This is a genomic window from Pseudomonas sp. sp1636 (assembly GCF_030376615.1).
GTDB lineage: Bacteria > Pseudomonadota > Gammaproteobacteria > Pseudomonadales > Pseudomonadaceae > Aquipseudomonas.
Map to the genome: position 1 here is coordinate 26798 of NZ_JARRAB010000007.1, position 21745 is coordinate 48542.

Here is a 21745-nt window from a genome sequence, read left to right on the forward strand (position 1 = left end):
TGGGGCTCCTGCGGGTGCGGGTCATTTAAAGACCCAAAGCACCCGCGTCGGTTGATCGGTCAGGTTGGCGTAACGGAACTGGCTGTGCGGCGGCAACTGGAAGCTGTCGTTGGGGCCGAGCGTCACGGCTTGCGGGTCGTCGCCCAGCCAGATGCTCAGCTCGCCTTCGAGGACGAAACCGCCTTGCTCGTCGCTGTCATTGAGGTGGCCCTCGCCGCTGCTGGCGCCGGGCTCCAGGTAGCTGTCGAGCATGGAAAACCCGGCCGAGATGCGCGGCGACACCAGCACGTCGGTGATCCCGCCGCCGTAGTAAAGCGTGCGCCGCTCGCCGGGGCGGGTCACCCAGGGCAGCGCGCGCGGTTTGCTCAGGCTGTAGAAATAGGTGGTCGGCACGCCGAGGGTTTCGCTGATCGCGGTGAGGTCGGCCACGGTCGGCCGCGACAGGCCGCGCTCGACCTGGGAGAGAAAGCCCAGCGAACGGCCGATGCGCTCGGCCAGCTCGCCGAGGGTGAGGTTCTTGTGCTTGCGCAGGTCGCGAATCAGTATCGCCAGACCTTCTATTTCGTCCTGCATGTCCATGGGGTGCCCTCTCATCGCGGCTAGTTCGTAGGGTGGCTCAGACGATATCGCGCAAGCGGTACCAGGCCTTGCCGATGGCTTCCAGCGGCGCGGCGAGCCAGGCACCGCCGGGGAAGCGCGGGTTGTCGATGGCCTGGTACAGCGCCAGCAGTTCAGTGTCGCCGAGAATCGCCTCGCTCACCGCGCGGGCGCCGGCCAGGGTTGGCAGCACGCCGTGGCCGGAGAACCCCTGCAGCCAGTAGCGTTGGCCCTGGCGGCCGATGTCCGGGGTGCGTTTCAGGCTGACGTCGATCTGCCCGCCCCAGGCGAATTCCAGCGCGACCCCGCGCAGCTGCGGGAACACCCGTTCCAGGTAGGGCCGGGTGGCGCCGGCGACGTCCTTGGGAATGCCGCCCAGGTAGGTACAGCCGCCGCCGAACAGCAGGCGGTGATCCGGGGTCAGGCGGAAGTAGTCGGGGACGAACTGGTTGTCGATCACGCAACTGTCGTGCGGCAGCAGCGAGCGCGCCAGGGCTGGGTCGAGCGGCGCGGTGGCGACCTGATAGGAGCCCACCGGCAGCAAGCGGCCGGACAACTGGCGATCGAGGCGGTCGATATAGGCGTTGCAGGCCAGCACCAGCGCATCGCTGCGTACTTCGCCGTGCGCGGTGCGGGCGATAAAGCCGTCGCTGGTTTCCCGGTAAGCCAGCACCTGGCTCTGTTCGAAGATCTGCCCGCCGGCCTGCTCGATGGCGCGGGCCAGGCCCTGGGCCAGTTTCAGCGGGTTGAGGTGGGCCGCCTCGGGGTCGTAGAGTGCGGCCAGGTAGCGTGGGCTGGCGATCCACTCGGGCAGTTCCTCGGCCTCGATAACGCGCAGCTGCTCATAGCCCCACTTGGTCGCGGCCTCGTGCTGGGCTTCGCGCAGTTGCGCGATACGCCGCCGTTGCACGGCGGCCCACAGGCTGCCGACCCGGTAATCGACGTCGAAGCCATGCCGCCCCGGCAGTTCGCGCAGCTCCGCGGCGGCCCAGCGCATGCTGTCCCACAGGCGGCGGCTGCGTTCCAGGCCAAGCGCCTGCTCCAGCGCCGGCATGTCGCACGACCAGCCGAGCAACGCCTGGCCGCCATTGCGCCCGGAGGCGGCCCAGGCCACCCGGCTGGCTTCCAGCAGGATCACCCGCTTGCCGGCCAGGGCCAGGCGCAGCGCCGTGTGCAGGCCGCTGAAACCGGCGCCGACGATCAGTACCTCGCAATTCAGGCGGTCGTGCAGGGTTGGCCGCAAGGCAAGCGGGCCGGGAAAGGTGCGCGCGTAATAACTGGCGACATGCTGGGCGGATTGTTTGAACACGGCACGACTCATGAAATTAACAGTGTTAGATTTCATGAAAAATACACTATTTATTTCATATGGCCAAGCCGCCACTCGCCGTGCCGATCAGCCATGTGCCGGTAACGGTCTGTTAGCGGCGCCTGTGCGGGCCTGTGCATCGCTTGGCAGAGCTGCTCGCTCAGGTTTGGCGGACCTGGTTGCGACCGCCGTGCTTGGCCGCATAGAGGGCGCGGTCGGCCCGCTCCAGCAGTTCGCCGGCATCGTTTACGCCTTGTTCGGTCGAGGCGATGCCGGCACTCAGGGTGACCGAGAACTGAGTGCCGTCGGCGATGAAATGCAACGCGGCAAAGCGTTGGCGAATTTCATCGAGAATGCGCAGGGCCTGCTCGGCCGGGCAGTCGGGCAGCACCACGAGGAACTCTTCGCCGCCATAACGGCCCAGGCTGTCGACCCGGCGCAGGCGCTGGCGCAGCAGGTTGGCCAGGGCGCGAATCACGTTGTCGCCGGCGACATGGCCGTAGCTGTCGTTGACCTTCTTGAAGAAGTCGATATCCAGCATCGCCACGCTGGCCGGCTTGCCGCTACGCTGCGCGCGTTCCAGCTCGATGCCGACCTGTTCCTTGATGTCGGCATGCTTGAGCAGGCCGGTCAGGCTGTCGCGTGACAGGGCGATGCTCAGCAGGCGGGCGCGCTGGGCCCGGGAGAACACGGTGGAGATCAGGGCGTTGTCGGCGATGGGTTTGCTGACGAAGTCGTCGCCGGCCTTGATCAAGGCATTCATCTGCCGGGTGATATCGGTCTCCGCCGACAGGTAGATGATCGGCACCCGCAGCCAGTCGTCGTTGAAGCGGATGATCTGCGCCAACTCGGGGCCGGTGCAGTCCGGCATGTTGACGTCGAGCAGCACCACCTCCGGGTTGAAACGGCTCATGGCCGCGAAGATGCCCGAGGGTTTTTCCAGCACCTCAACCAGCATGTTGGCGCCGCGCAGGATCAGGCTGTAACGGCTGGCCAGGTCGTGGTCGTCATCGACGATCAGCACCCGGTAGGGCTCGCCCTGCTGCTGGGCGAAACAGCGCTCCAGACGATTTTCCAGTTGGGGGATGTCCACCGGTTTGGTGAAGTAACCCATGGCGCCGATGCGTACCGCTTGCAGGTGGGTGGCGAAGTCGTCCTGGGTGGTAATCACCAGCAGCGGCAGGGGGTGTTCCAGGCGCTGCTGCAGGGCCGCGGCATACGCCAGGCCGGTTTGCGCGCTATCGCCCAGATTGACATCGATGATCAGTGCATCCGGCAGGCGCCGTTGCAGGGCCGCATCGAAATCGTCGATACGACTGAAGTGCTCGGCGTGGTAGCCGAAATTGCTCAGGGTCAGGCGCATGTTCTCGCCGATGCTGGCTTCGTCTTCGAGGATGTAGATGCGCTGGACGTCGGTTTCTGCTTTCTGGGCGGTTCGCGGGCGAGCAGGGGTGGGGCGCTGAGCGGCGCTCGGCAGGCTTTGTGCGGTGAATTGTTGCAGTTGCTGGATGAACGCCTGCAAGCCCTGGTCTTTCAGGCGCAGGTTTTCCAGGCAGTGGCTGGCCTGTTGTTCGAGTTCACGGGCACGTTGGCCGATGCTGGCGAAGCCGAAGGTGCCCGCCGCTCCTGCCAGTTTGTGCAGTTGATCGCGCAGGCTGCGCAGCTGCAACAGTTGCGTCTCGTGGTCACCGGCTTGCAGCAGTTGCACCTTGTTGGCCAGCTCGGGCAGTTCCTGCGCCAGGCGCGCGGCGAATTTCTCGCTGAGCAGCTGCAGTTGGCGTTGCAGTTCGCTGCTCGGGGGGGACGGTTCAGCCATGCGCACTGCTCCATATTTGCCGGATCTGGGCGGCCAGTTGCATCGGGTCGAAGGGTTTGATGATCACATCGCGGGCGCCCAGGCTGCGGTAGTGCTCGATCTCGGCGGGTTGCACCTTGGCCGTCATGAATACCACCGGTATCCGGCCGATATCCACCAGTTGGGCGATTTTCGCCAGCGTTTGCGGGCCGTCCATGTCCGGCATCATCACATCCAACAGGATGAAGTCGGGGGCAAAGCCCTGCACCTGATCCAGCGCCGCCTGACCGCCCGAGCAACTCAGCACCTTGAACCCGCCGACAGCCTCCAGGGCCACCTTGGCCACTGCCTGGATCGAGGGGTCGTCTTCCACATGCAGGATGCGCGACAGTTCAGGCATGGGTGATCTCCTTGGCGGACAGCAGACGCGCGAGAATAGCGAGCAAGTGTTGCGCGTCCGTGGATGATTTGACCAGTGCGGCGTCCACCAGTGGCAGTTGCCCGCTGGGCAGCGCAGTGGACGAGAGTACCACCACCGGCAGGTGCGGATGCTGCTGGCGGATCTCCTCGAGCAGCGCCAGAGCATTCCCGTCGGTCAGGTTCGGTTCCAGCAGGATCAGGTCGAAGCTGCCGTGGGCCAGCGCCAGGCGCGCCTGGGCCAGGCTGTCGGCCGGGGTGAATGTGGCGAGGGAATGGCCCTGCTCGGCGATCGCCCGGCACAGCTCGAGGTCATCCTCGATATGCAGCACCCGGGCGCTGGCGGGCAGACCTTGCTGGGCGTGACGCAGACTGCCCGGCGGCGGTTGGTCGTTGGGTGGGCTCTGCTCAGGGTGTGCGGGCAGCTCGAACCAGAAGGTGGCCCCCTGGCCGGCAACCGAGTCGAAGCCGATCTGCCCGCCCATGCGTTCGATCAGTTCCTTGCTGATGGCCAGACCCAGGCCGGTGCCGCCCCGCTGCCGGGTGTCGCTGGCATCGGCCTGGGAAAACTTGGCGAAGATGTTCGCCTTGAACGCCTCGGGAATACCTGGCCCTTGGTCGCGCACGCTGACCCGCACCTGCTCGCCCCGCAGCTGCACGGCAAGCTCGACAGTCTGTCCGGCCGGCGAGAACTTGGCCGCATTGGACAGCAGGTTGGCCAGCACCTGGGCCAGGCGCTGGCTGTCGACCCGTACCCGGGTATCCGGCATGGGGTCGAGCAACTGCAGGTGCACCCGGTACGGGCTGGCATAGGGCTGGTTCTGCGCGATGGCCTGTTCGAGCAACGGGCGCAGGGCGTGCTCGCCGAGCTCGATAGGCATCTTGCCCGCCGCCAGTTTGTCCATGTCCAACAGGTCGTTGATCAGCTGGCTGAGTTGCTGGCTGTTGTCCTGGGCGATCGACAGCATCTGCTGCATGCTCGCCGGCACCGCGCCCAGTGCACCGCCGTTGATCAGCCCCAGGGAACCGGCGATGGCGGTCAGTGGGGTGCGCAGTTCGTGGCTGACGGTGGAGACGAACTCGGTTTTCATCCGTTCGATGCGCTTGCGTTCGCTGAAGTCCTGGATCTGGGCGACGAAGTGCGCCGGCCGGCCCTGGCCATCGCGCACCAGCGACACGCTGAGGAGCACCCAGATGATCCGCTTCCGGTTGTCCAGGTAGCGCTTCTCCATCTGGTAGCCGTTAGTCAGTCCGGCCAGCAGCTCTTCGACATTTTCCAGGTCGGCGGCCAGGTCGTCGGGGTGGGTGATCTGTTGAAAGTCGGTGGCCAGCAGCTCCTCGTGGCTGTAGCCGAGCATGCGGCAGAGCTCGTCGTTGACTTCCAGCCAACGGCCCGCGAGGCTGACCAGCGCCATGCCCTGGGGCGCGGTGTTGAAGGCATTGCTGAACAGCTGTTGACTGAGCTTGAGTTCGTCTTCGATCTGCTTGCGCTCGCTGATGTCCCAGATGAAACCGTCCAGCCACAGCAGGTGGCCCTGGCGGTCGTATTCGCCACGGCCTTTTTCCCGCACCCAGACACTGTGACCGGCGGCATGCTGGAGTCGGTAGGTCAGTTCGAAGGTTTGCTGGCTTAAGATCTGTTCCTTGACGCCGTAGGTGCTGGCGAGGTCGTCCGGATGGATCACGCTGGCATAGCTGCGCACCCGGTTTTCGATAAAGTCGCTGGCCGGGTAGCCGCTCAGGCGTTCGATTTCATCGCCCATGAAGCGCATGCTCCACTCGGCGTCGTGGCGGCAGCGGTAGACCACCCCGGGCAGGTTGGCGACCATGCCGCGAAAGCGGCTCTCGCTCTTTTGCAGGGCACGGGTGGCCTGCTGCAAGGCGCTGACATCGGTGGCGATGCCCAGGTAACCGTGGATGCCCTGTTGTTCGTTGCGGATGGCGCTGATCGTCAGGTTGACGATGCGTTGCTCGCCGTTCTTGCGCAGATAGACCCACTGTTGGGTGTGCGCGGCCCCGCCCTTGAGCTTGGCGACGAACACCTCGAAACCCTGGATATCGCGGCCAAGCTCGCGGCTCAATTCGCTGCCGCGGGCGCGCAGCTCTTCGGGCTGGTGGAACAGCATCGCTGAGTGCTGGCCGATCACCTCTGCGGCCGAATAGCCGGTGAGCAGTTCGGCGCCAGGATTGAACAGGTTGATCATGCCGCTGGTATCGGTGGCGATGAGGGAGACGCCGGTGGCCGAGTCGAGCACGGCTTGGAGGAAGGCGCGGGCCTCATGCACCTGAGCCTCGTGTTGTTTGACCTCGCTGACGTCCTGCACGGTGCCGGTCAGGCGGGTTAGCCGGCCCTGCTCGTCCGCCTGCAGGCGGGCCAGTTCATGCACCCAGCGGATCTCGCCGTCGGGCCGCACGATGCGATGCACCACGTCGTGTAAGCCACCCGCGCGCGCGCGTTGTTCGCTGGCCTCGACCAGGGCCAGGTCGGCGGGGTGTACACAACGTTTGAAGGCCTCGATGGTCGGGGTCAGGCGTTCGGCGTCATGGCCGAAGATGTCGAAGATAGTGCTGGACCAGGACAGTTCGCCCGTTTCCAGGTTGGCTTGCCAGTGGCCCAGACGGGCGATCTGCTGGGCCTGATCCAGGCGTTCGAGCAGGGTCTGCCGGGTCTGCTCCTGCTGTTGGCGCTCCAGGGTCGAGCCGACCCAGCGGGCGAACAGGCGCAGGAATTCGCGGTCGGCCTCGTCGAAGGGCTGGGTGCGCGCCTCGGGCGAGGCGAAGCACAGGGTGCCGAAACGCTGGCCGGCGACCCAGATGGCGATGCCGAGATAGGTTTCCAGGTTGAACAGCGGGTAGCCGGGGTGCGCGGCGTGAACCGACTGGCTCATGTGTTCGATGGCCAGGACTTCGTCGCTGTGCAGGGCGAGGCTGCAGTAGGTGTCGCCCAGGGGGAAATGCTGGCCGTCATGCAGGGTGCCCGCGGGTGAGACCTGCACCCGTACCTGGTAATCCTCGGCCTCGATCTGGCCGATGATGGCCACTGGCACCTGATAGAAACTGGCGCCCAGTTGCAGGGCCTGGCGTAGTTGCTCCTGGCTGCTCAGGGTGGGCAGGCCGGCAATCTCGTTGAGTGCGCGCAGGGCCGCTTGCTGGCGCTGTAGATACTGCTGAGCCTGCTCGCGTTGCACGTCGCGGCGCAGCGCCTCGATCAACTGGCCCAGGGTGGCGAGCAAGGGCTGCAGCTGCTCGGCCAGGGCGTCCCGGTAACCCTCGGCGCAGTTGGCCAGGCCGAGCATGCCCACCAGGCGGCCGTGAGCATGGATCGGCAGGCCGGCAAAAGCCAGCAGAGGCGGGTGCCCCTCAGGTAAACCGCCGCTGTGCGGGTGCTGCGCCGGCGCGTTGCTGATCAGGGGCTCGCCGCTACGCATGACCTGGCCGAACAGGGTGTCGAGGTTGCGGAACTCCATGCCTTGCGCCGAGCGTTCGGCCGAGAGCGCGGCACTGGCGCTATCCCAGGCAATATTGCTGATGCTGTAGGTGTGCAGATAGGGCGCGCCCTGTTCATCGGCGAGCACTTCGCCGATGAAACCGAACTCGCTGGCGGTCAGTTCGAGGATGCGCTCGAGCAGTGCTTCGAAGGCTTCGCGCTGGTTCTGGGCGGTGATATAGGCCGCCTGGGCCTGAGCGATGAGCGCCAGCAACTGGCGCGACTGTTCGCTTTGCTGGTGCTTGTGCTGCAGTTCGTCGCGGTGGCGACGAATCAGGGTTTGGCTGGCATGGCGGGTGCTCAGCAGCAGGAGCAGGAGCAAGGCCTCGGCAGCCAGCCAGGCCAGCAGCCATTTGCCGATCAGCCACTGCTGGTCGCTCCGGTGGCGGACGTACTGCGTGCTGATATCGCGCCAGGTCAGGGCGATGGCCGCGCTGCCTGGGCTGGGGAGGGCGGCGGGCAGATAGTTTGGCAGCACTACCTGGTTGAGCAGGTAGGTGCGACCCTGATCCTCAAGCAACTTGAGGGTGTTGCCGCTGGCGGGGGCAGGCAGCAGCTGTTGTGCTTGCCAATGTTGCACCTGGACGCGTGAGAAACCTGCCAGGTGCCAGTAGTCGTTCAGGCCGCGCAGTGCCTGGCCGTCGAGCGGCGGTTGCTGCTCGGTGCGCTTGAACAGCAGGGCGACGCCAGCATCCAGTTCCTGATCCAGTTGTTGCAGGTCGTTGTGCAGGTTCAGGGTGACTTCCAGGGCGCCGACGGTCACGGGTTTGCGGGTGCCATCCACCTGCAGCGGGGTGATGGCACGCATCACCAGGTTGTCGACGCCAAGCCCCAGGCCGGCCTTGCTTTGTTGAGCCTGCAGGGCATCGTCCAGCATCGGGCGTTGCGCAGCGGGGCGGTCGCCGAAGCGTTCCGGCTGGTGCACGCGCAGCAGCACTGTTGTGGTGGGTGCGAGATGAACGTAGAGATTGAACGGGTGGCTGGCCTGCAGGTTGCGCCAGCGTGGGGCCAGGCGGGTGTAGAGCTGGTTGCGGATGGCGTTCGCGGCGGCCTGATCCGGGGAGCCGCTGCGGTGCAGGGCGTAGGCCTGACGCACCAGCTCGATGACCCAGGAGTCGGCGGCAATGCTCTCTGCCAGCAGCTGGGCCTGATCCTGTTGGCGGCGTTGCGTACTGTGCAGGGCCAGGCGTTGCAAGTCCGCCTGCTTGGCCATCTGCAGCTGCCAGAAGGTTTCCCGTTCGCTCAGGGCGAGCCAGCCCAGCGCGGCAAAGAACAGCGCCAGGGCGAGGCTGCCGAGACCGACTATCCAGCGGATCGCGGCGGATATTTTCCTGGTCTTCATGCGCGACATCCTCAGCGAACCGGCTGCATTCAGGCCAGCCCGGCGAGACGCCGCAGGCGCGCCTGGTCGTTGCTGTCGCCGCTGGCGTCCAGCTCGCAGGCGGCCAAACGCATGAGTACGGAGGCGCGCTTGACGCTGTTGTTGGGCAGGGCATAGCAGGCGCCAATCAGTTCGCGCAGCGCCATGGGCAGTTGCCAGCGCGCCTTGATGGCAATGGCGAAGGGCGAACTGAATTGGCCAAGCGCTTGCGCCACCTGCGCCTCGCCGAGGCGGTGGCCGCGTGTTGCCCAGGCCTGGGCCAGGTAGAGCACGCAGAGTTCGCCCATGCGGTGCAGCAATGCCGCGCAATGAAAGGGTGCCGGATCCAGCTCGCACTGGCGGGCCAGGGTCATGCTCTTTTCGGCCAGCTGTTCGCTGGCATCCAGATGGGCGTCGGCGAGCCTGCGCAATAGTGGATTATCCAGGGCGCTGGCCTGGCGCAGGGCCAGGCCCATGGCCAGGTTGAGGCTGGTCGCCGCGCCGAGTTTTTGCAGCGCTTCAAGCAGGCTGATGCAAGGGCGGCCGGCGCCGTTGTAGGCGCTGCTGTTGGCCACGGTCAGTAAGCGGGCATTCAGCGCCGGGTCGTGGCGCCAGTCCTCGGCCAGTTCGCGCAGGCTCAGTTGCTCATCCTTGAAGTGTTGCCGTAGACGATCGCGGATGCCCTGGCTCAGCGGCAGATCCAGCTCGCCGGCGGGCAGTTTTTCCAGGTAAGCGACAAGGTCTTCATCGCTGGCGAGGGCGACCGCAGAATCTTGCGCCCCGAGCGCCGGCAGTAATTTGTCCAGGCTGGCGGCCACGCGCGAGGCCTGGAAGGGTTTGCTGATAAAGGCATTGATGCCCAGTGCGCGGACTTCCACCACGCTGCTGCGGTCGCTGCGGGCGCTAACCATCACCAGCGGCAGCTGGCGGTTTTGCTGGCGAACCCGCTTGAGCAGCCGAGTGCCTTCGCCGTCCGGTAGGTTCCAGTCGCTGATGACCAGGTCGCTGACGCGTTGTTGCCAATCCGCCAAGGCCTCGGCCACGCTGCCCAGGCAGATGACTTCGGCGCCCGGGCGCAGGCTCAGAACGATCTGCTTGAGCAGGTCGGCGATCCAGTGATCGTCTTCGAGAATCATTACCCGCATAGATGTCAGCTATCCCTTGGCTCTGCCGCTAATGATGCATGATTGGCCGCAGGTGCCGCTACGGCCCGCGTCTGCTCGGACTCGACCGGTTGTGGTCGGCCGAACAGATAACCCTGGCCATAGTCGCAGCCTATCTGGCGCAGGAACGCCATCTGCTCCGGCCGTTCGATGCCTTCGGCGAGTACCTTGAGATCCAGGCTGTGACCCAGGGCCACCACCGCGCGGGTAATGGCGACATCGTCGCTGTCGTGGGGCAGGCCGCGGACGAAACTCATGTCGAGCTTGAGTTTGTGCACGGGCAGGCGCTTGAGCCGGGCCAGGGAACTGTAGCCGGTGCCGAAGTCGTCGATGGCCAGGCGTACCCCCAAGGCCCGCAGGCGCCCGAGCAGTGTCAGGGCCGCATCCGGGTTGTCCATCACCGCGCTTTCGGTGACTTCCAGTTCCAGGCAGGCGGGATCCAGGCCGGTGGCGGCCAGCACCTGGGCCACCTGCAGATCCAGCTCGCCGCGGCTGAACAGCCGGCTGGAGACGTTGACCGCGACGAACCGCGGCACTTGCGCCTGGGCCTGGGCTTGGGCTTGCCAGCGCACCATCTGCCGGCAGGCTTGTTCCAGCACCCAGGCGTCGATGGCGCCGATCAGGCCGCTGTCTTCGGCGATCGGAATGAATTCCCCGGGCGCAACCAGGCCGCGTTGCGGGTGTTGCCAGCGCACCAGCGCCTCGGCGCCGATCAGCTTGCCGTTGGCCAGTTCGTGCAGCGGTTGGTAGTAGACGCGCAGTTCATGGTTAGCCAGGGCGTGGTGCAGGGCGCTGATCAGGTCGACGCGCTGGCGGGCGAATTCGGTCAGTTCCTGGGTGTAGAAGGCGTAGCCTTCGCGGCCGCTGCTCTTGGCCTTGGACAGCGCCGAATCGGCGTTGCGCAGCACCTGATCGAGATTTTCGGCGTCGCCGGGGAACAGGCTGATGCCGATGCTGGCGCTGATGTAGAACTCATGGCCGTTGAGGCTGAAGGGGGCGCCCAGGCTGCTCAGCAGTTGCTGGGCCAGGCTGGCGGCCTGGGGGGCATCCAGGCAGTGTTCGTAGAGCAGGCCGAACTCGTCGCCGCCGAGGCGTGCCAGGGTCATGCCTTCGCCCCGTTGTGCGGCCAGCCGCTCGCCGACCGCCTTGAGCAGCAGGTCGCCGATGTTGTGGCCCAGGCTTTCATTGATGTGCTTGAAGTGATCGAGGTCGATCAGCAGTACCGCGCCTTGTTGTTCGGATTTGGCCCGTTTGAGGGCGTTTTCCACCCGCTCGGTGAAGAGCAGGCGGTTGGGCAGACCGCTCAACGGATCATGGTGGGCCAGGTGATCCAGTTCGCTCTGCGAGCGCTTCAACGCGCTGATGTCGGAGAACACCGCGACGTAGTGACTGACCGCGCCTTGCTCGTCGTGGATGGCGCGGATACGTTGCCACTGCGGGTAGATTTCGCCGTTCTTGCGCCGGTTCCAGATTTCCCCGCTCCAGCTGCCCCGGACTGCCAGGGCGTGCCACAGGCGTTGGTAGAATGCCCGGTCGTGGCGGCCCGAACTCAGGTGGTTGGGCCGACGGCCGATGATTTCCTCGGGGCTGTAGCCGGTGATGCGGGTAAAGGCCGGGTTGACGTGGACGATCTTCTGCTTGCTGTCGGTGACCAGCACCCCGTCCTGGGTCGCGTCGAACACGGCGGCGGCCTGGCGCAGGCTGTGTTCATTGGCGCGGCGCTGGCTGATGTCGCTGGCGGTGCCGATAAAGCGCTCCGCTCGGCCCTGGGCGTCGAGTTGCAACTGCCCGCGTGACTGGATCCAGCGGTAGTCGCCATCCTGGTGGCGCATGCGCGAGGTGGTTGTGTGAGGTTCTTGACTGGCGTTTTGCAAAGTACGGGCGAGCGCCTGTTCCTGCTCGGCGCGGTCGTCGGGATGCAGCTGCTGCAACCAGCGTGCCCGGGTGCCGTCTAGCGTCTTGGCTGGCAGGCCGAGCAGGGCGGTATAACCGGACGAGAAACACACCTTGTCGCTGCGCAGATCCCAGTCCCACCAGCCCTCCTGAGCGGAGTCCAGAGCCAGGCTCAAGCGCTCTTCGCTGGTGCGCAGCGTTTGGCGCAGGCGGGCCTGCTGGCGCAGGTGGGAGTGCAGGATCAGGTACAGCAGGACACTGCTGAGCAGGACGAAGCACAACCCCTTGAGCAGTTGCACCTGTTCGGCGCGTTCGGCCGGCAGGTGCAGCCAGGCCAGCAGGGCATCGCCGAAGAAGACCCAGAGCCCGGCAGCCAGCAGGTAGGTCAGAGTCAGGCGCACCGCTCCTTGGTGTAGGCTCATAGGTTGTAGATCCGCGCTCTTGGTCAGTGCAGTGATAATAGAGGATGAAACGACCCGACAGGGTTATCTAAAAGACCAACTGGTTTTATGATCCATGCCGGGGATAATGCGATTGTGGCCGGCGAGACGCTGAAAAAACTCTCGCCTGCTGCGAATGCCTGGAGACCGTCGTCGCGACGGCGGCCGATGTTTTCACAACCTCTGCGTCTCTCAGGCACGCCATGGTTTCCTTTCAAGAGGCTCTCGGCTCATGTGGTACAACGGTTTGCTCGATCTCTCGGTGTGGCAGTTGATCGCTGCCGTTCTGCTGATGACCCACATCACCATCGTCGGCGTCACGGTGTACCTGCACCGTTATTCTGCCCATCGCGCCCTGGAGTTGCATCCGGCGCTCAAGCACTTCTTCCGTTTCTGGCTGTGGTTGACCACTGGGCAGAACACCCGCGAATGGACGGCCATCCACCGCAAGCACCACGCCAAGTGCGAAACCGTCGACGACCCGCACAGCCCGCTGATCAAAGGCCTGGGCACGGTACTGCGCAGCGGCGCCGAGCTGTATCGGCAAGAGGCGAAGAATCCGGAAACCCTGCGCATCTACGGCAAGAACTGCCCGGACGACTGGATCGAGCGCAATCTCTATTCGCGCTATACCTTCGCCGGCGTGACCCTGATGGCGCTCATCGACCTGGCCCTGTTCGGCGTGATCGGCATCAGCGTCTGGGCGATCCAGATGATGTGGATTCCAGTCTGGGCGGCCGGGGTGGTCAACGGGCTCGGCCATGCCGTCGGCTATCGCAACTTCGAGTGCCGCGACGCCGCGACCAACCTGCTGCCCTGGGGCATCCTGATCGGCGGCGAAGAGCTGCACAACAACCACCACACCTATCCCAACTCGGCCAAACTGTCGGTGCGTCAGTGGGAGTTCGATATGGGCTGGGCCTGGATCAAGCTGTTCAGCCTGCTCGGTCTGGCCAAGGTGCAGCGCGTGGCGCCGATTGCCCATCGCATTGAGGGCAAGCGCCTGCTGGACATGGACACGGCCATGGCGATCCTCAACAACCGCTTCCAGATCATGGCGCAGTACCGCAAGCTGGTGATCGGCCCGCTGGTCAAGCAGGAACTGGCCAAGGCCGACGCCTCGGTGCGCCACCAGTTCCGTCGTGCCAAGCGCCTGCTGGGTCGCGAACCGAGCCTGCTGGAAGATCGGCAACAGGCGCGCATCGACGCCATGCTGGCGCAGAGCCAGGCGCTCCAGGTGATCTACGAGCAGCGTCTGGCGCTGCAGCAGATCTGGCTCAAGACCAGCGCCAATGGCCATGACATGCTCGAGGCGATCAAGCAGTGGGTGCACGAGGCGGAAACCAGCGGGATTCAATCGCTGCGTGATTTCGCCGAACAGTTGAAGACCTATTCGCTGCGCCCGGCCGCGGTTGCCTGAGCGGCTGTGAAAAACCCTCGCCTGCTGCGGCCGCCTCCAGGCGTCCGCAGCAGCGTTGCGCTCGATATTTCACACCCTCCGAGCGCTGCCGATCGAGCGTTTACGCCCGAGGGCGAGTAGCCGCGGCCACGGTAGGCATTGGCGATTTTCCGCCGAAGTTGGTTCCTCGGTTGGCGAAAACCCGCCTGTAGGTGCTTGAGCGCCTCGCAAGATCCCCCCCTTTCTTCGCTGAAACGCCCCGAGCTAGACGGGGCGTCGCCGGCCTGTCGGCGCTTGGCACAATATCTGCGTATGGCACTGGGTCGCTGAGTCCGGCAGCTGAAGGTCGATCCCGCGCGACCGCTGTGCCGAATGCCATTCGTCCAGAGGTGCTGGGCGCTCAATTGACACGGCGAATGCAGGCCGTCTACTCTGATATGGCTTTTTGTAAATTGGTAATACCAATATTCAGATAAGAACAATTCTAATAAAGCTGTCGAGGTTCCTCATGTCGATCAAGTTTGTAGCGCTCGCGGCGCTGTTTCCTGGTTTGCCACATCAGCAGGACGCATTCCTGCCGCCCCGTGTTCTGGCATTCGCCGGGATAGCCCGGCGCCTCGGCCAAGTGGCCATCGCCCCCTGATTTCCTGTTCACCTCGCATGCCGCCGCCGGGCTATCCGGATCGGCGAGGCGCGCGGGAGTGAGCCCACGAATTCGGTGCGTGCTACCTCTTCGCTGTCGAAGTCGGTGCCCAAGCCGATGTGCCACCCTAAAAACACTGGAGAAGACCATAATGAGAAAGACCTCCCTGGCGCTGGCCGTAGCCGTCGGCACCCTGGGCTTGTCCCTGAGCCAAGTCGCCAACGCCGAGTTCATCAAGGACAGCAAGGCCAGCCTGGATCTGCGCAACTTCTACTTCAACCGGGATCTACGCGACACTACGGCGGCCCAGCAGTCCAAGCGCGAAGAGTGGGCCCAGGGTTTCATCCTCAAGGCCGAGTCCGGGTTTACCGAAGGCACCGTCGGCTTCGGCCTGGATGCCTATGCCGGTCTGGGTCTGAAACTCGACTCTTCCGACGAACGCGCCGGCACCAACCTGCTACCGAACAGCTTCGGCGACGAAGGCCCAGGCGAGTATTCGGAAGCCACCGCCACCCTCAAGGTCAAGGCTTCCAAGACAGTCGCCAAGATCGGTGGACTGATGCCCAAGCTGCCCAGCATCGCCGCCAACGATTCGCGCCTGTTGCCGCAGACCTTCCTCGGCGCTCATCTGAACAGCCAGGAAATCGACGGCCTGACCCTCGATGCCGGCCAGCTGCGCGAACTCAACCAGCGCGACTCCACCGACTTTCAGGATCTCAGCCTGAACGCTGGCGCCAAGCGCAACTTCAAATTCACCGGCAATGGTAACCAGGGCGACGACTTCAACTTCGCCGGCCTGACCTACAAGCCGCTGGACAACCTGACCACCGCCTACCACTACGGCGAGCTGGAGCAGCTGTACAAGCAGCACATCTTCAACGTCGTGCATGTGTTGCCGATTGCCGACAAGCAGAGCCTGAAGACCGACCTGCGCTATGCGCGCTCCACCGACGACGGCTCGAGCAACGTCGATAACAAGGCCTTCGGCGCCATGTTCACTTACGGTCTGGGCTTCCACAGCTTCGGCCTGGGCTACCAGAAGATGAGCGGCGACACCGGCTACGCCTATATCAACGGCACCGACCCGTTCCTGGTCAACTACGTGCAGATCGGCGACTTCGCCAACAAGGATGAAAAGTCCTATCAGCTGCGTTACGACTACAACTTCGCCGGTCTGGGCATTCCCGGCCTGACCTTCATGACCCGCTACCTCAACGGCGACAACATCGATCGTCTGAACGCGGCTGGCGAAGGCAAGGAGTGGGAGCGCAACAGCGAACTGATGTACGTGTTCCAGGACGGCGCCCTGAAGAACCTCGGCATTCGCCTGCGTAACGCCACCGTGCGTTCCAACGTCGGTAACGACCTCGACGAGAACCGTCTGATCGTCAGCTACACCCTGCCGCTGTTCTGACAACCCAGTTGTTGACGGGGCGCTGATCAGTTGCATCCTGACCGGCGCCGAACCATGAAGAAGCCCGGACTCTGTTCCGGGCTTTTTCATGGCTATGTCCCCATTATGTGTTGCAGGCGCGATCTCTTGTGGAGGGCCGCGCCTGTTCCTGACAGGCTAGCGGCATTTCCCACATCCATGTGGGTCACGCGACCCCGCGGCGAATGCAGCCCGCAGGGTTGCCTGCCCATCGTTTCGCGGTATAAGCCAAAGCTCGCCCCGAGGTCGGGCCGGCTACGGATCGCAGGCCGTTCGTGCCTGGCGATACAACACCTAACGGGCACAGAGCCTTTGTCATGGTTCTGTCCCCGTGACCTGTTGCGCCCGATCGCCGCCGCGATGGCGATCAACCGCCAGACGCCGGTCGGACGTGACGCCGCTCAACCGCGCAGCCTGGATAGGGGCGGTTTTCCTGCTAAGGTAGAGGCCCGCCGTCTCGCCTGATTGATCGTCCATGCCCGAGCTGCCCGAAGTCGAAACCACCCGCCGCGGTATCGCCCCCTTTCTCGAAGGCCAGCGGGTCACCCGGGTGATAGTGCGTGAGCGTCGTTTGCGCTGGCCCATTCCAGAGGATCTGGATGTGCGCTTGTCCGGCCAGCGCATCGAGTGTGTCGAACGGCGCGCCAAGTACCTGCTGATCAAGGCCGAGACCGGTAGCCTGATCAGCCACCTGGGCATGTCCGGCAGCCTGCGCCTGGTCGAGTGCGGTCTGCCGGCGGCCAAGCACGAGCATGTGGACATTGAGCTGGAGTCGGGTCTGGCCCTGCGCTACACCGATCCGCGGCGCTTCGGCGCGCTGCTCTGGAGCAGCGACCCCTTGCGGCACGTATTGCTCAGCAAGCTCGGCCCCGAGCCGCTGACCGAGTGGTTCGACGGCGAGCGTTTGTACCGGCAGTCGCGTGGCCGTTCGATGGCGGTCAAACCCTTCATCATGGATAACGCGGTGGTGGTCGGGGTCGGCAATATCTATGCGAGCGAAGCGCTGTTCGCCGCCGGCATCGATCCACGCCGCGCAGCCGGTTCGATTTCCCGGGCGCGCTATATGACCCTGGCGGAGCAGATCAAACGCATCCTCACGCATGCCATCGAGCGCGGCGGCACCACCCTGCGGGACTTCGTCGGTGGCGACGGCCAACCGGGCTATTTCCAGCAGGAACTGTTCGTCTACGGGCGCGGCGGCGAGTTCTGCAAGCAATGCGGCACGACCCTGCGCGAACTCAAGCTGGGCCAGCGCGCCAGCGTTTATTGCCCGCGCTGCCAGCGCTGACCCTGAGCTTGTGGTTCGCTGGGGTTCGAAAGGCCGGTGTGGGTCTTTTATAGCTATTGACGGCCGTCACGCTGACAATCGGCGGCGCGCTGTTATAGTTACTGGCACTGCCTCCTAATAGCTGAAGGATCGCCCCGATGAAACTGTTTCGCTCGACTGCCGTTGTCCTGGCGCTGACCACTGGCTTGCTGGCACTGCCGGTACAGGCGGAAGTGGTGCAAAACTCCAGTGGCGATCCGCTGTACACCGCCAATGCGCCCAAGGCTTTTTCGATGGTCGGCGACCTGGTGATCGCCCGGCCCTTGCTGATCGGCGCTACCGCCATCGGTGCCGTGGCCTTTGTGGTCAGCCTGCCGTTCACCGCCTTGGGCGGGAATGTCGGCGAGGCGGCTCAGGCGTTGGTGGTCGAACCGGGCAAGGCGGCCTTCGTGCGCTGCCTGGGTTGTACGACCAGCGGCTACAACAAAGGCTGACCCTGCTGCATGCCTGACCCTGGCCGCAATCTTCGGCATCGATTGCGGTCGCTCAGCTGGATTCTGCTGTTCGCCCTGCTGGCCCTGAGCTTCTGGTTCAGTGCCGGCTGGTTGGCCCTGTGCGGCGGACTGGCGCTGTTCCTGTTCGGCATGCAGTGCCTGGAGGAAGGGCTGCGCCAACTGGCCGGTGGCAAACTGGAACGCCTGCTGGCGCTGAGCACCGCGACACCCTTCAAAAGCCTGATGTTCGGCGTGAGCGCCACCCTGCTGGTGCAGTCCAGTTCGTTGGTGTCGCTGTTGACCATCGCTTTCCTCAGCACCGGCCTGATCCAATTGGCGGCGGGAATCGCCATCCTGTTTGGTGCCAATCTGGGCACCACCAGCGGTATCTGGCTGCTGGCCCTGGCTGGACAGAACGTCAGCCTCGGCCCGCTGGCGTTGCCCTTGCTGGTGTTTGGTGTGCTCGGCAGCTTCACCGGTTCGCGGGGCTCCGCGGTCGGCCGCGTGGTGCTGGGCGTGGCGTTCCTGTTTCTCGGCATCGACCAGATGAAGGCCGGCTTCTCCAGCGTGGCCGGCGACTTCGATCCCCTGCACTATCAACTGCCCGGCATTGCCGGCCATCTGCTGTTTACCGGCGCGGGCTTGCTGATCACGGTATTGCTGCAGTCCAGCCATGCCACCCTGATGCTCACCCTGACGGCCCTGGCGGGTGGCCAACTGGCATTGGAGCAGGGGTTGGCAATCGCCATCGGCTCCAATCTGGGCAGCACGGTCACGGCGGTGATCGGTGCCCTCGGCGGTTCCCGCGTGGGGCAGCGACTGGCCCTGGCGCATGTGCTGTTCAACCTGGCCAGCGGGGCCCTGGCGCTGGTTCTGCTGGTGCCGTTGGCTACCCTGGTGCGCTGGCTGACGGCGCCCATGGGCCTTGGCGGCAACCTGCCGATTCAGCTGGCGCTGTTCCATACGCTGTTCAATGCCATGGGCGTGAGCCTGTTCTGGCCGTGGCAGGGTGCGCTGGTGGATCTGCTGGAGCGCTGGCTGCCGGATCGCGAAGAGCCCCGGGTGCTGATCACCGAGGTGGCCCCGTCGGCGACCGGGCCGACGCGCGCCCGTTATCTGGACGAAAGTGCCCTGGCCAGTGCCGACAGCGCGGCTCAAGCGGTGGTACTGGAGTTGCAGCACCTGGCCCGTCTCAGTCTGGAGGTGATTTGCCACGCACTCTATGTGCCGGTGGATCGGCTCGAGCGCAGTCGCCAGGACGAACGCCTGCTGAGCGCCCGCCCCGATTCGCGGGCGCTGGATGCCGAGCAGCTCTACCAGCGGCATATCAAGGGAGTGTACAGCGACCTGCTGAGTTTTATGAGCCGCCTGGAAGTCAGCCTCGATCAGGCGCATCAGCACTTCTGGGTCAGCTGCCAGCTGGCGGCGCTGCAACTGGTGGACGCGGTGAAAGATGCCAAGCATTTGCAGAAGAATCTCGGCCGCTACCTGCGCCAGGACGACAGCGTTACCCGCCAGAGCTATGTCGAGCTGCGTCGACACCTGCTCGGGGCGCTCCATGAGGCCCGCGAACTGGGTCGGCTCGAGCTGCCCGATACGCTCTGGGACGAGCGCCTGCGGCAGTTCGACGAGGGTGCGGCAGGCTTCGACAGCGCCTTTCGCCAGCGTCTGTTCGCCGCCGTGCGCGAGCGGCGGCTGGATGGCCAGCAGGCCAGTTCGCTGATGAATGACCTCGGCTATGTCAGCCGTATCACCCAGAGCCTGCGCAATGTGCTGCTGCTCGGTCAGGGCGAGGGTAACGAGCTGTTCCGGCCGCTGCGCCAACTGGTGGCCGAGGATGGCCCATTGATCCAGCTGGATTGACTGATGCCTACGGTTGCGGCGGCGTAGCTACTGCGCTGGTGCCGACGCCGCGGGGGTCGCTGGCGGCTTCGACCCGTTTGCCTTGCTTGTCCCAAAACAGCACCTGCTGGTTGCCGTAACGACGCTGCAGGGCCTTGAGTCGATGGCCGCGGGCTTGCAACGCGGCGCTTTGCGCCGGGCTGAAGGCGTCCGGTTCGTGCTCGATCAGATCCGGGCGGTACTGATGGTGATAGCGGGCGACGCCGGGCCAGCGGGCAATCGGCTGGCCGTCGAGGTACTCGAGCATCGCCAGCAACACCATGCTCGGGATGCGGCTGCCGCCGGGGGTACCGAAGCTGGCGAATTCCGTGCTGCTTTCGATAAAGCTCGGGCTCATGCTCGACAGCGGGCGCTTGCCGGCGGCAATGGCATTGGCCTGGCTGCCGGTCAGGCCGTAGGCGTTGGCGCCCTGGACATCGGCGGCGAAGTCGTCCATTTCGTCGTTGAGCAGCACGCCGGTACCGGGCACGGTGAAGGCGGCGCCGAACGGCAGGTTGATCGACAGGGTCGCCGCCACCGCATTGCCGTCGGCATCGAGTACCGAGAAGTGGGTGGTGTGGTCGCCTTCGTGCCAGCCGCCGGCGGGCGGCAGGCTGGCGCTGGGTGTGGCTTGCTGCGGGTCGATGCTGGCGGCCAGTTGTTTCATATAGCTGGGCGCGAGCAACTGCTGCAGCGGGTTAGCGACGAAGTCCGGGTCGCCGAGCAGGCCGCGGTCGCGGTAGGCGCGGCGCAGCGTTTCGACGACCAGGTGGGTGCGTTGCACCGGCTCGGCCTGGCGCCAGGGCAGTTGCTGCAAGATCAGCAGGCTCTGCGCCAGGGCCAGGCCGCCCGCCGAGGGCGGCGGTGCGCCGATCAGCTCGCGGCCGTCAGCCAGGGGCACGCGCAAGGGTTGGCGCTCGACGATGCGATACTCGGCCAGATCGCGCAACGACCAGATGCCGCCAGCGGCGCGCACGCCATTGACCAGCTTCGCGGCGACTTCCCCGGCGTAGAAGCCGGCATGGCCATCGCGAGCCAGGCGCTCCAGGGTTGCGGCCAGTTGCGGTTGACTCAGCAGGGCGAATTCTGCGGGGATTTCGCCTGCATCGTCGAGGAAGATGCGGGCGCTTTCCGGGTCGTCGCGCAGGGCGGCCAAACGCCAGTTGGCCCGTTCACGGTAGACCCGGTCGATGCCAACGCCGTCGCGGGCCAGGCGAATCGCCGGGGCCAGCGAGTCGCGCAGCGGCAACTGGCCGAAGCGTTCGGCCAGCAGCACCAGGGCGGCGGGCAGCCCGGGAATGGCGGCGGCCAGCGGCCCATTCAGCGATAGCGGCTTCCGTACCTCGCCATCGCGCCGGTAGAGGTCGACATGGGCGGCCAGGGGCGCCCGCTCGCGGGCGTCGAGAAAGCGATAGGTCGGTTGGCTGCCGGCTTCGCGCAGAAGGAAGAAGCCGCCGCCGCCCAGGCCCGAACTGTAAGGTTCCGCCACCGCCAGGGCGGCGCCGATGGCGACCGCCGCATCGAAGGCGTTGCCGCCCAGGGCCAGGGTTTCCTGGCCGGCGACGGTGGCGGCGGGATGGGCGCTGACGATGGCGGCCTGGTTGGGCGCTGCCTGGGCCGGCAGGCTGCAGATCAGTAGCAGGGTGGTGAGGACGATTCTCTGCAACATGGGGGCGATCTGTACCGTGCTTCGGGGAAGCCGAAGCTTAGCAGCGATTGGTCGGCCGATCCGGGAAAGGCGTGCGAGGCGGTCGGTGCGTAGGGCGTACTCGCCCAGCAGTACGCCATTCAAGCGTTCAACTGGCCGGATGGCGGCGGACTGTTCGCTGCGCTCCTGAGCCCGCACTACGGATTGGGTTCCGGATCCGTAGGGCGGACAGGCCGTGCGCCAGGGCGCGGTCAGCCTCTCAGGCCTTGCCGGTAATGATCAGGTACTTCTCCATCAGCTCGTCCTTGCTCTCGACGTGGTTTTCGTCGAGCGGGATGCAATCCACGGGGCAGACTTGCTGGCACTGCGGCTCGTCGTAGTGGCCGACGCATTCGGTGCACAGGTTGGGGTCGATCACGTAGATCTCCTCACCCTGGGAGATAGCGCCGTTCGGGCACTCGGGCTCGCAGACGTCGCAGTTGATGCAGTCGTCGGTGATGATTAGGGACATGGAATAAAC

The 21745-nt window shown here is 65.1% G+C and carries 15 protein-coding genes; 6 read left to right on the forward strand and 9 right to left on the reverse strand.

Translation table 11 applies throughout. The features are described from left to right. Positions 1–21: 21 nt before the first annotated feature. The 7 genes from P8H27_RS08845 to P8H27_RS08875 all read right to left on the reverse strand — a co-directional run bounded on the left by P8H27_RS08845 (position 22) and on the right by P8H27_RS08875 (position 12443). Positions 22–579: a helix-turn-helix domain-containing protein gene (locus P8H27_RS08845; RefSeq protein WP_289636858.1), complete on the reverse strand. Its 558-nt coding sequence runs from the start codon at positions 577–579 to the stop codon at positions 22–24. A 37-nt stretch (positions 580–616) separates the two neighbouring features. Then, the gene (locus tag P8H27_RS08850; RefSeq protein ID WP_289636860.1) at positions 617–1906 is read right to left on the reverse strand and encodes an FAD-binding oxidoreductase; all 1290 of its coding nucleotides are present in this window, start codon (positions 1904–1906) and stop codon (positions 617–619) included. 160 nt (positions 1907–2066) lie between these two features. Further along, complete coding sequence (locus P8H27_RS08855; RefSeq protein ID WP_289636862.1) at positions 2067–3722, reverse strand: diguanylate cyclase; 1656 nt, start codon at positions 3720–3722, stop codon at positions 2067–2069. After that, positions 3715–4101 carry a response regulator gene (locus P8H27_RS08860; RefSeq protein WP_289636863.1) on the reverse strand — a complete coding sequence of 129 codons (387 nt, stop codon included), beginning with the start codon at positions 4099–4101 and terminating at the stop codon, positions 3715–3717. The genes P8H27_RS08855 and P8H27_RS08860 overlap by 8 nt, the downstream gene beginning before the upstream one ends. Next, positions 4094–8947 (reverse strand): PAS domain S-box protein, encoded by a 4854-nt coding sequence (locus P8H27_RS08865; RefSeq protein ID WP_289636864.1) that lies wholly within the window; start codon positions 8945–8947, stop codon positions 4094–4096. Before P8H27_RS08865 ends, P8H27_RS08860 begins: the two co-directional genes overlap by 8 nt. A 29-nt stretch (positions 8948–8976) precedes the next feature. After that, on the reverse strand, positions 8977–10110 hold the full coding sequence (locus tag P8H27_RS08870; protein WP_289636867.1) for an HDOD domain-containing protein: 1134 nt from the start codon (positions 10108–10110) through the stop codon (positions 8977–8979). 5 nt (positions 10111–10115) lie between these two features. After that, entirely contained in the window at positions 10116–12443 is a 2328-nt protein-coding gene (locus tag P8H27_RS08875) for a bifunctional diguanylate cyclase/phosphodiesterase (RefSeq protein ID WP_289636868.1), read from the reverse strand. A gap of 250 nt (positions 12444–12693) precedes the next feature. On the opposite strand from P8H27_RS08875, the gene desA reads away from it, so the two are divergent. From desA to P8H27_RS08905, 6 genes are all read left to right on the forward strand, one after another. After that, positions 12694–13881: a delta-9 fatty acid desaturase DesA gene (gene desA / locus P8H27_RS08880; protein ID WP_289636870.1), complete on the forward strand. Its 1188-nt coding sequence runs from the start codon at positions 12694–12696 to the stop codon at positions 13879–13881. A gap of 487 nt (positions 13882–14368) precedes the next feature. Next, positions 14369–14503 carry a hypothetical protein gene (locus tag P8H27_RS08885; protein WP_289636871.1) on the forward strand — a complete coding sequence of 45 codons (135 nt, stop codon included), beginning with the start codon at positions 14369–14371 and terminating at the stop codon, positions 14501–14503. Between the two features lie 151 nt (positions 14504–14654). Further along, entirely contained in the window at positions 14655–15917 is a 1263-nt protein-coding gene (locus P8H27_RS08890) for an OprD family porin (protein ID WP_289636873.1), read from the forward strand. Positions 15918–16410: 493 nt separating this feature from the next. Then, positions 16411–17223: a bifunctional DNA-formamidopyrimidine glycosylase/DNA-(apurinic or apyrimidinic site) lyase gene (gene mutM, locus P8H27_RS08895; protein ID WP_289636875.1), complete on the forward strand. Its 813-nt coding sequence runs from the start codon at positions 16411–16413 to the stop codon at positions 17221–17223. Positions 17224–17360: 137 nt separating this feature from the next. Further along, complete coding sequence (locus tag P8H27_RS08900; protein ID WP_289636876.1) at positions 17361–17696, forward strand: multidrug transporter; 336 nt, start codon at positions 17361–17363, stop codon at positions 17694–17696. 9 nt (positions 17697–17705) lie between these two features. Continuing rightward, the gene (locus P8H27_RS08905; RefSeq protein ID WP_289636877.1) at positions 17706–19559 is read left to right on the forward strand and encodes a Na/Pi cotransporter family protein; all 1854 of its coding nucleotides are present in this window, start codon (positions 17706–17708) and stop codon (positions 19557–19559) included. 7 nt (positions 19560–19566) lie between these two features. Here the strand turns inward: P8H27_RS08905 and ggt are convergent, their stop codons facing one another. Beyond that, on the reverse strand, positions 19567–21246 hold the full coding sequence (gene ggt / locus P8H27_RS08910; protein ID WP_289636878.1) for a gamma-glutamyltransferase: 1680 nt from the start codon (positions 21244–21246) through the stop codon (positions 19567–19569). 238 nt (positions 21247–21484) lie between these two features. Continuing rightward, positions 21485–21736, reverse strand: coding sequence for a YfhL family 4Fe-4S dicluster ferredoxin (locus P8H27_RS08915; RefSeq protein ID WP_025163485.1), 252 nt, complete (start codon positions 21734–21736; stop codon positions 21485–21487). Positions 21737–21745: the final 9 nt, after the last annotated feature.

Coding starts and splice junctions, on each gene's coding strand:
- P8H27_RS08845 (WP_289636858.1), bottom strand. CDS start 579: ATGGACATGCAGGACGAAATAGAAGGTCTGGCGATACTGATTCGCGAC.
- P8H27_RS08855 (WP_289636862.1), bottom strand. CDS start 3,722: ATGGCTGAACCGTCCCCCCCGAGCAGCGAACTGCAACGCCAACTGCAG.
- P8H27_RS08860 (WP_289636863.1), bottom strand. CDS start 4,101: ATGCCTGAACTGTCGCGCATCCTGCATGTGGAAGACGACCCCTCGATC.
- P8H27_RS08865 (WP_289636864.1), bottom strand. CDS start 8,947: ATGAAGACCAGGAAAATATCCGCCGCGATCCGCTGGATAGTCGGTCTC.
- P8H27_RS08870 (WP_289636867.1), bottom strand. CDS start 10,110: ATGCGGGTAATGATTCTCGAAGACGATCACTGGATCGCCGACCTGCTC.
- P8H27_RS08875 (WP_289636868.1), bottom strand. CDS start 12,443: ATGAGCCTACACCAAGGAGCGGTGCGCCTGACTCTGACCTACCTGCTG.
- desA (WP_289636870.1), top strand. CDS start 12,694: ATGTGGTACAACGGTTTGCTCGATCTCTCGGTGTGGCAGTTGATCGCT.
- P8H27_RS08885 (WP_289636871.1), top strand. CDS start 14,369: ATGTCGATCAAGTTTGTAGCGCTCGCGGCGCTGTTTCCTGGTTTGCCA.
- P8H27_RS08890 (WP_289636873.1), top strand. CDS start 14,655: ATGAGAAAGACCTCCCTGGCGCTGGCCGTAGCCGTCGGCACCCTGGGC.
- mutM (WP_289636875.1), top strand. CDS start 16,411: ATGCCCGAGCTGCCCGAAGTCGAAACCACCCGCCGCGGTATCGCCCCC.
- P8H27_RS08900 (WP_289636876.1), top strand. CDS start 17,361: ATGAAACTGTTTCGCTCGACTGCCGTTGTCCTGGCGCTGACCACTGGC.
- P8H27_RS08905 (WP_289636877.1), top strand. CDS start 17,706: ATGCCTGACCCTGGCCGCAATCTTCGGCATCGATTGCGGTCGCTCAGC.
- ggt (WP_289636878.1), bottom strand. CDS start 21,246: ATGTTGCAGAGAATCGTCCTCACCACCCTGCTACTGATCTGCAGCCTG.
- P8H27_RS08915 (WP_025163485.1), bottom strand. CDS start 21,736: ATGTCCCTAATCATCACCGACGACTGCATCAACTGCGACGTCTGCGAG.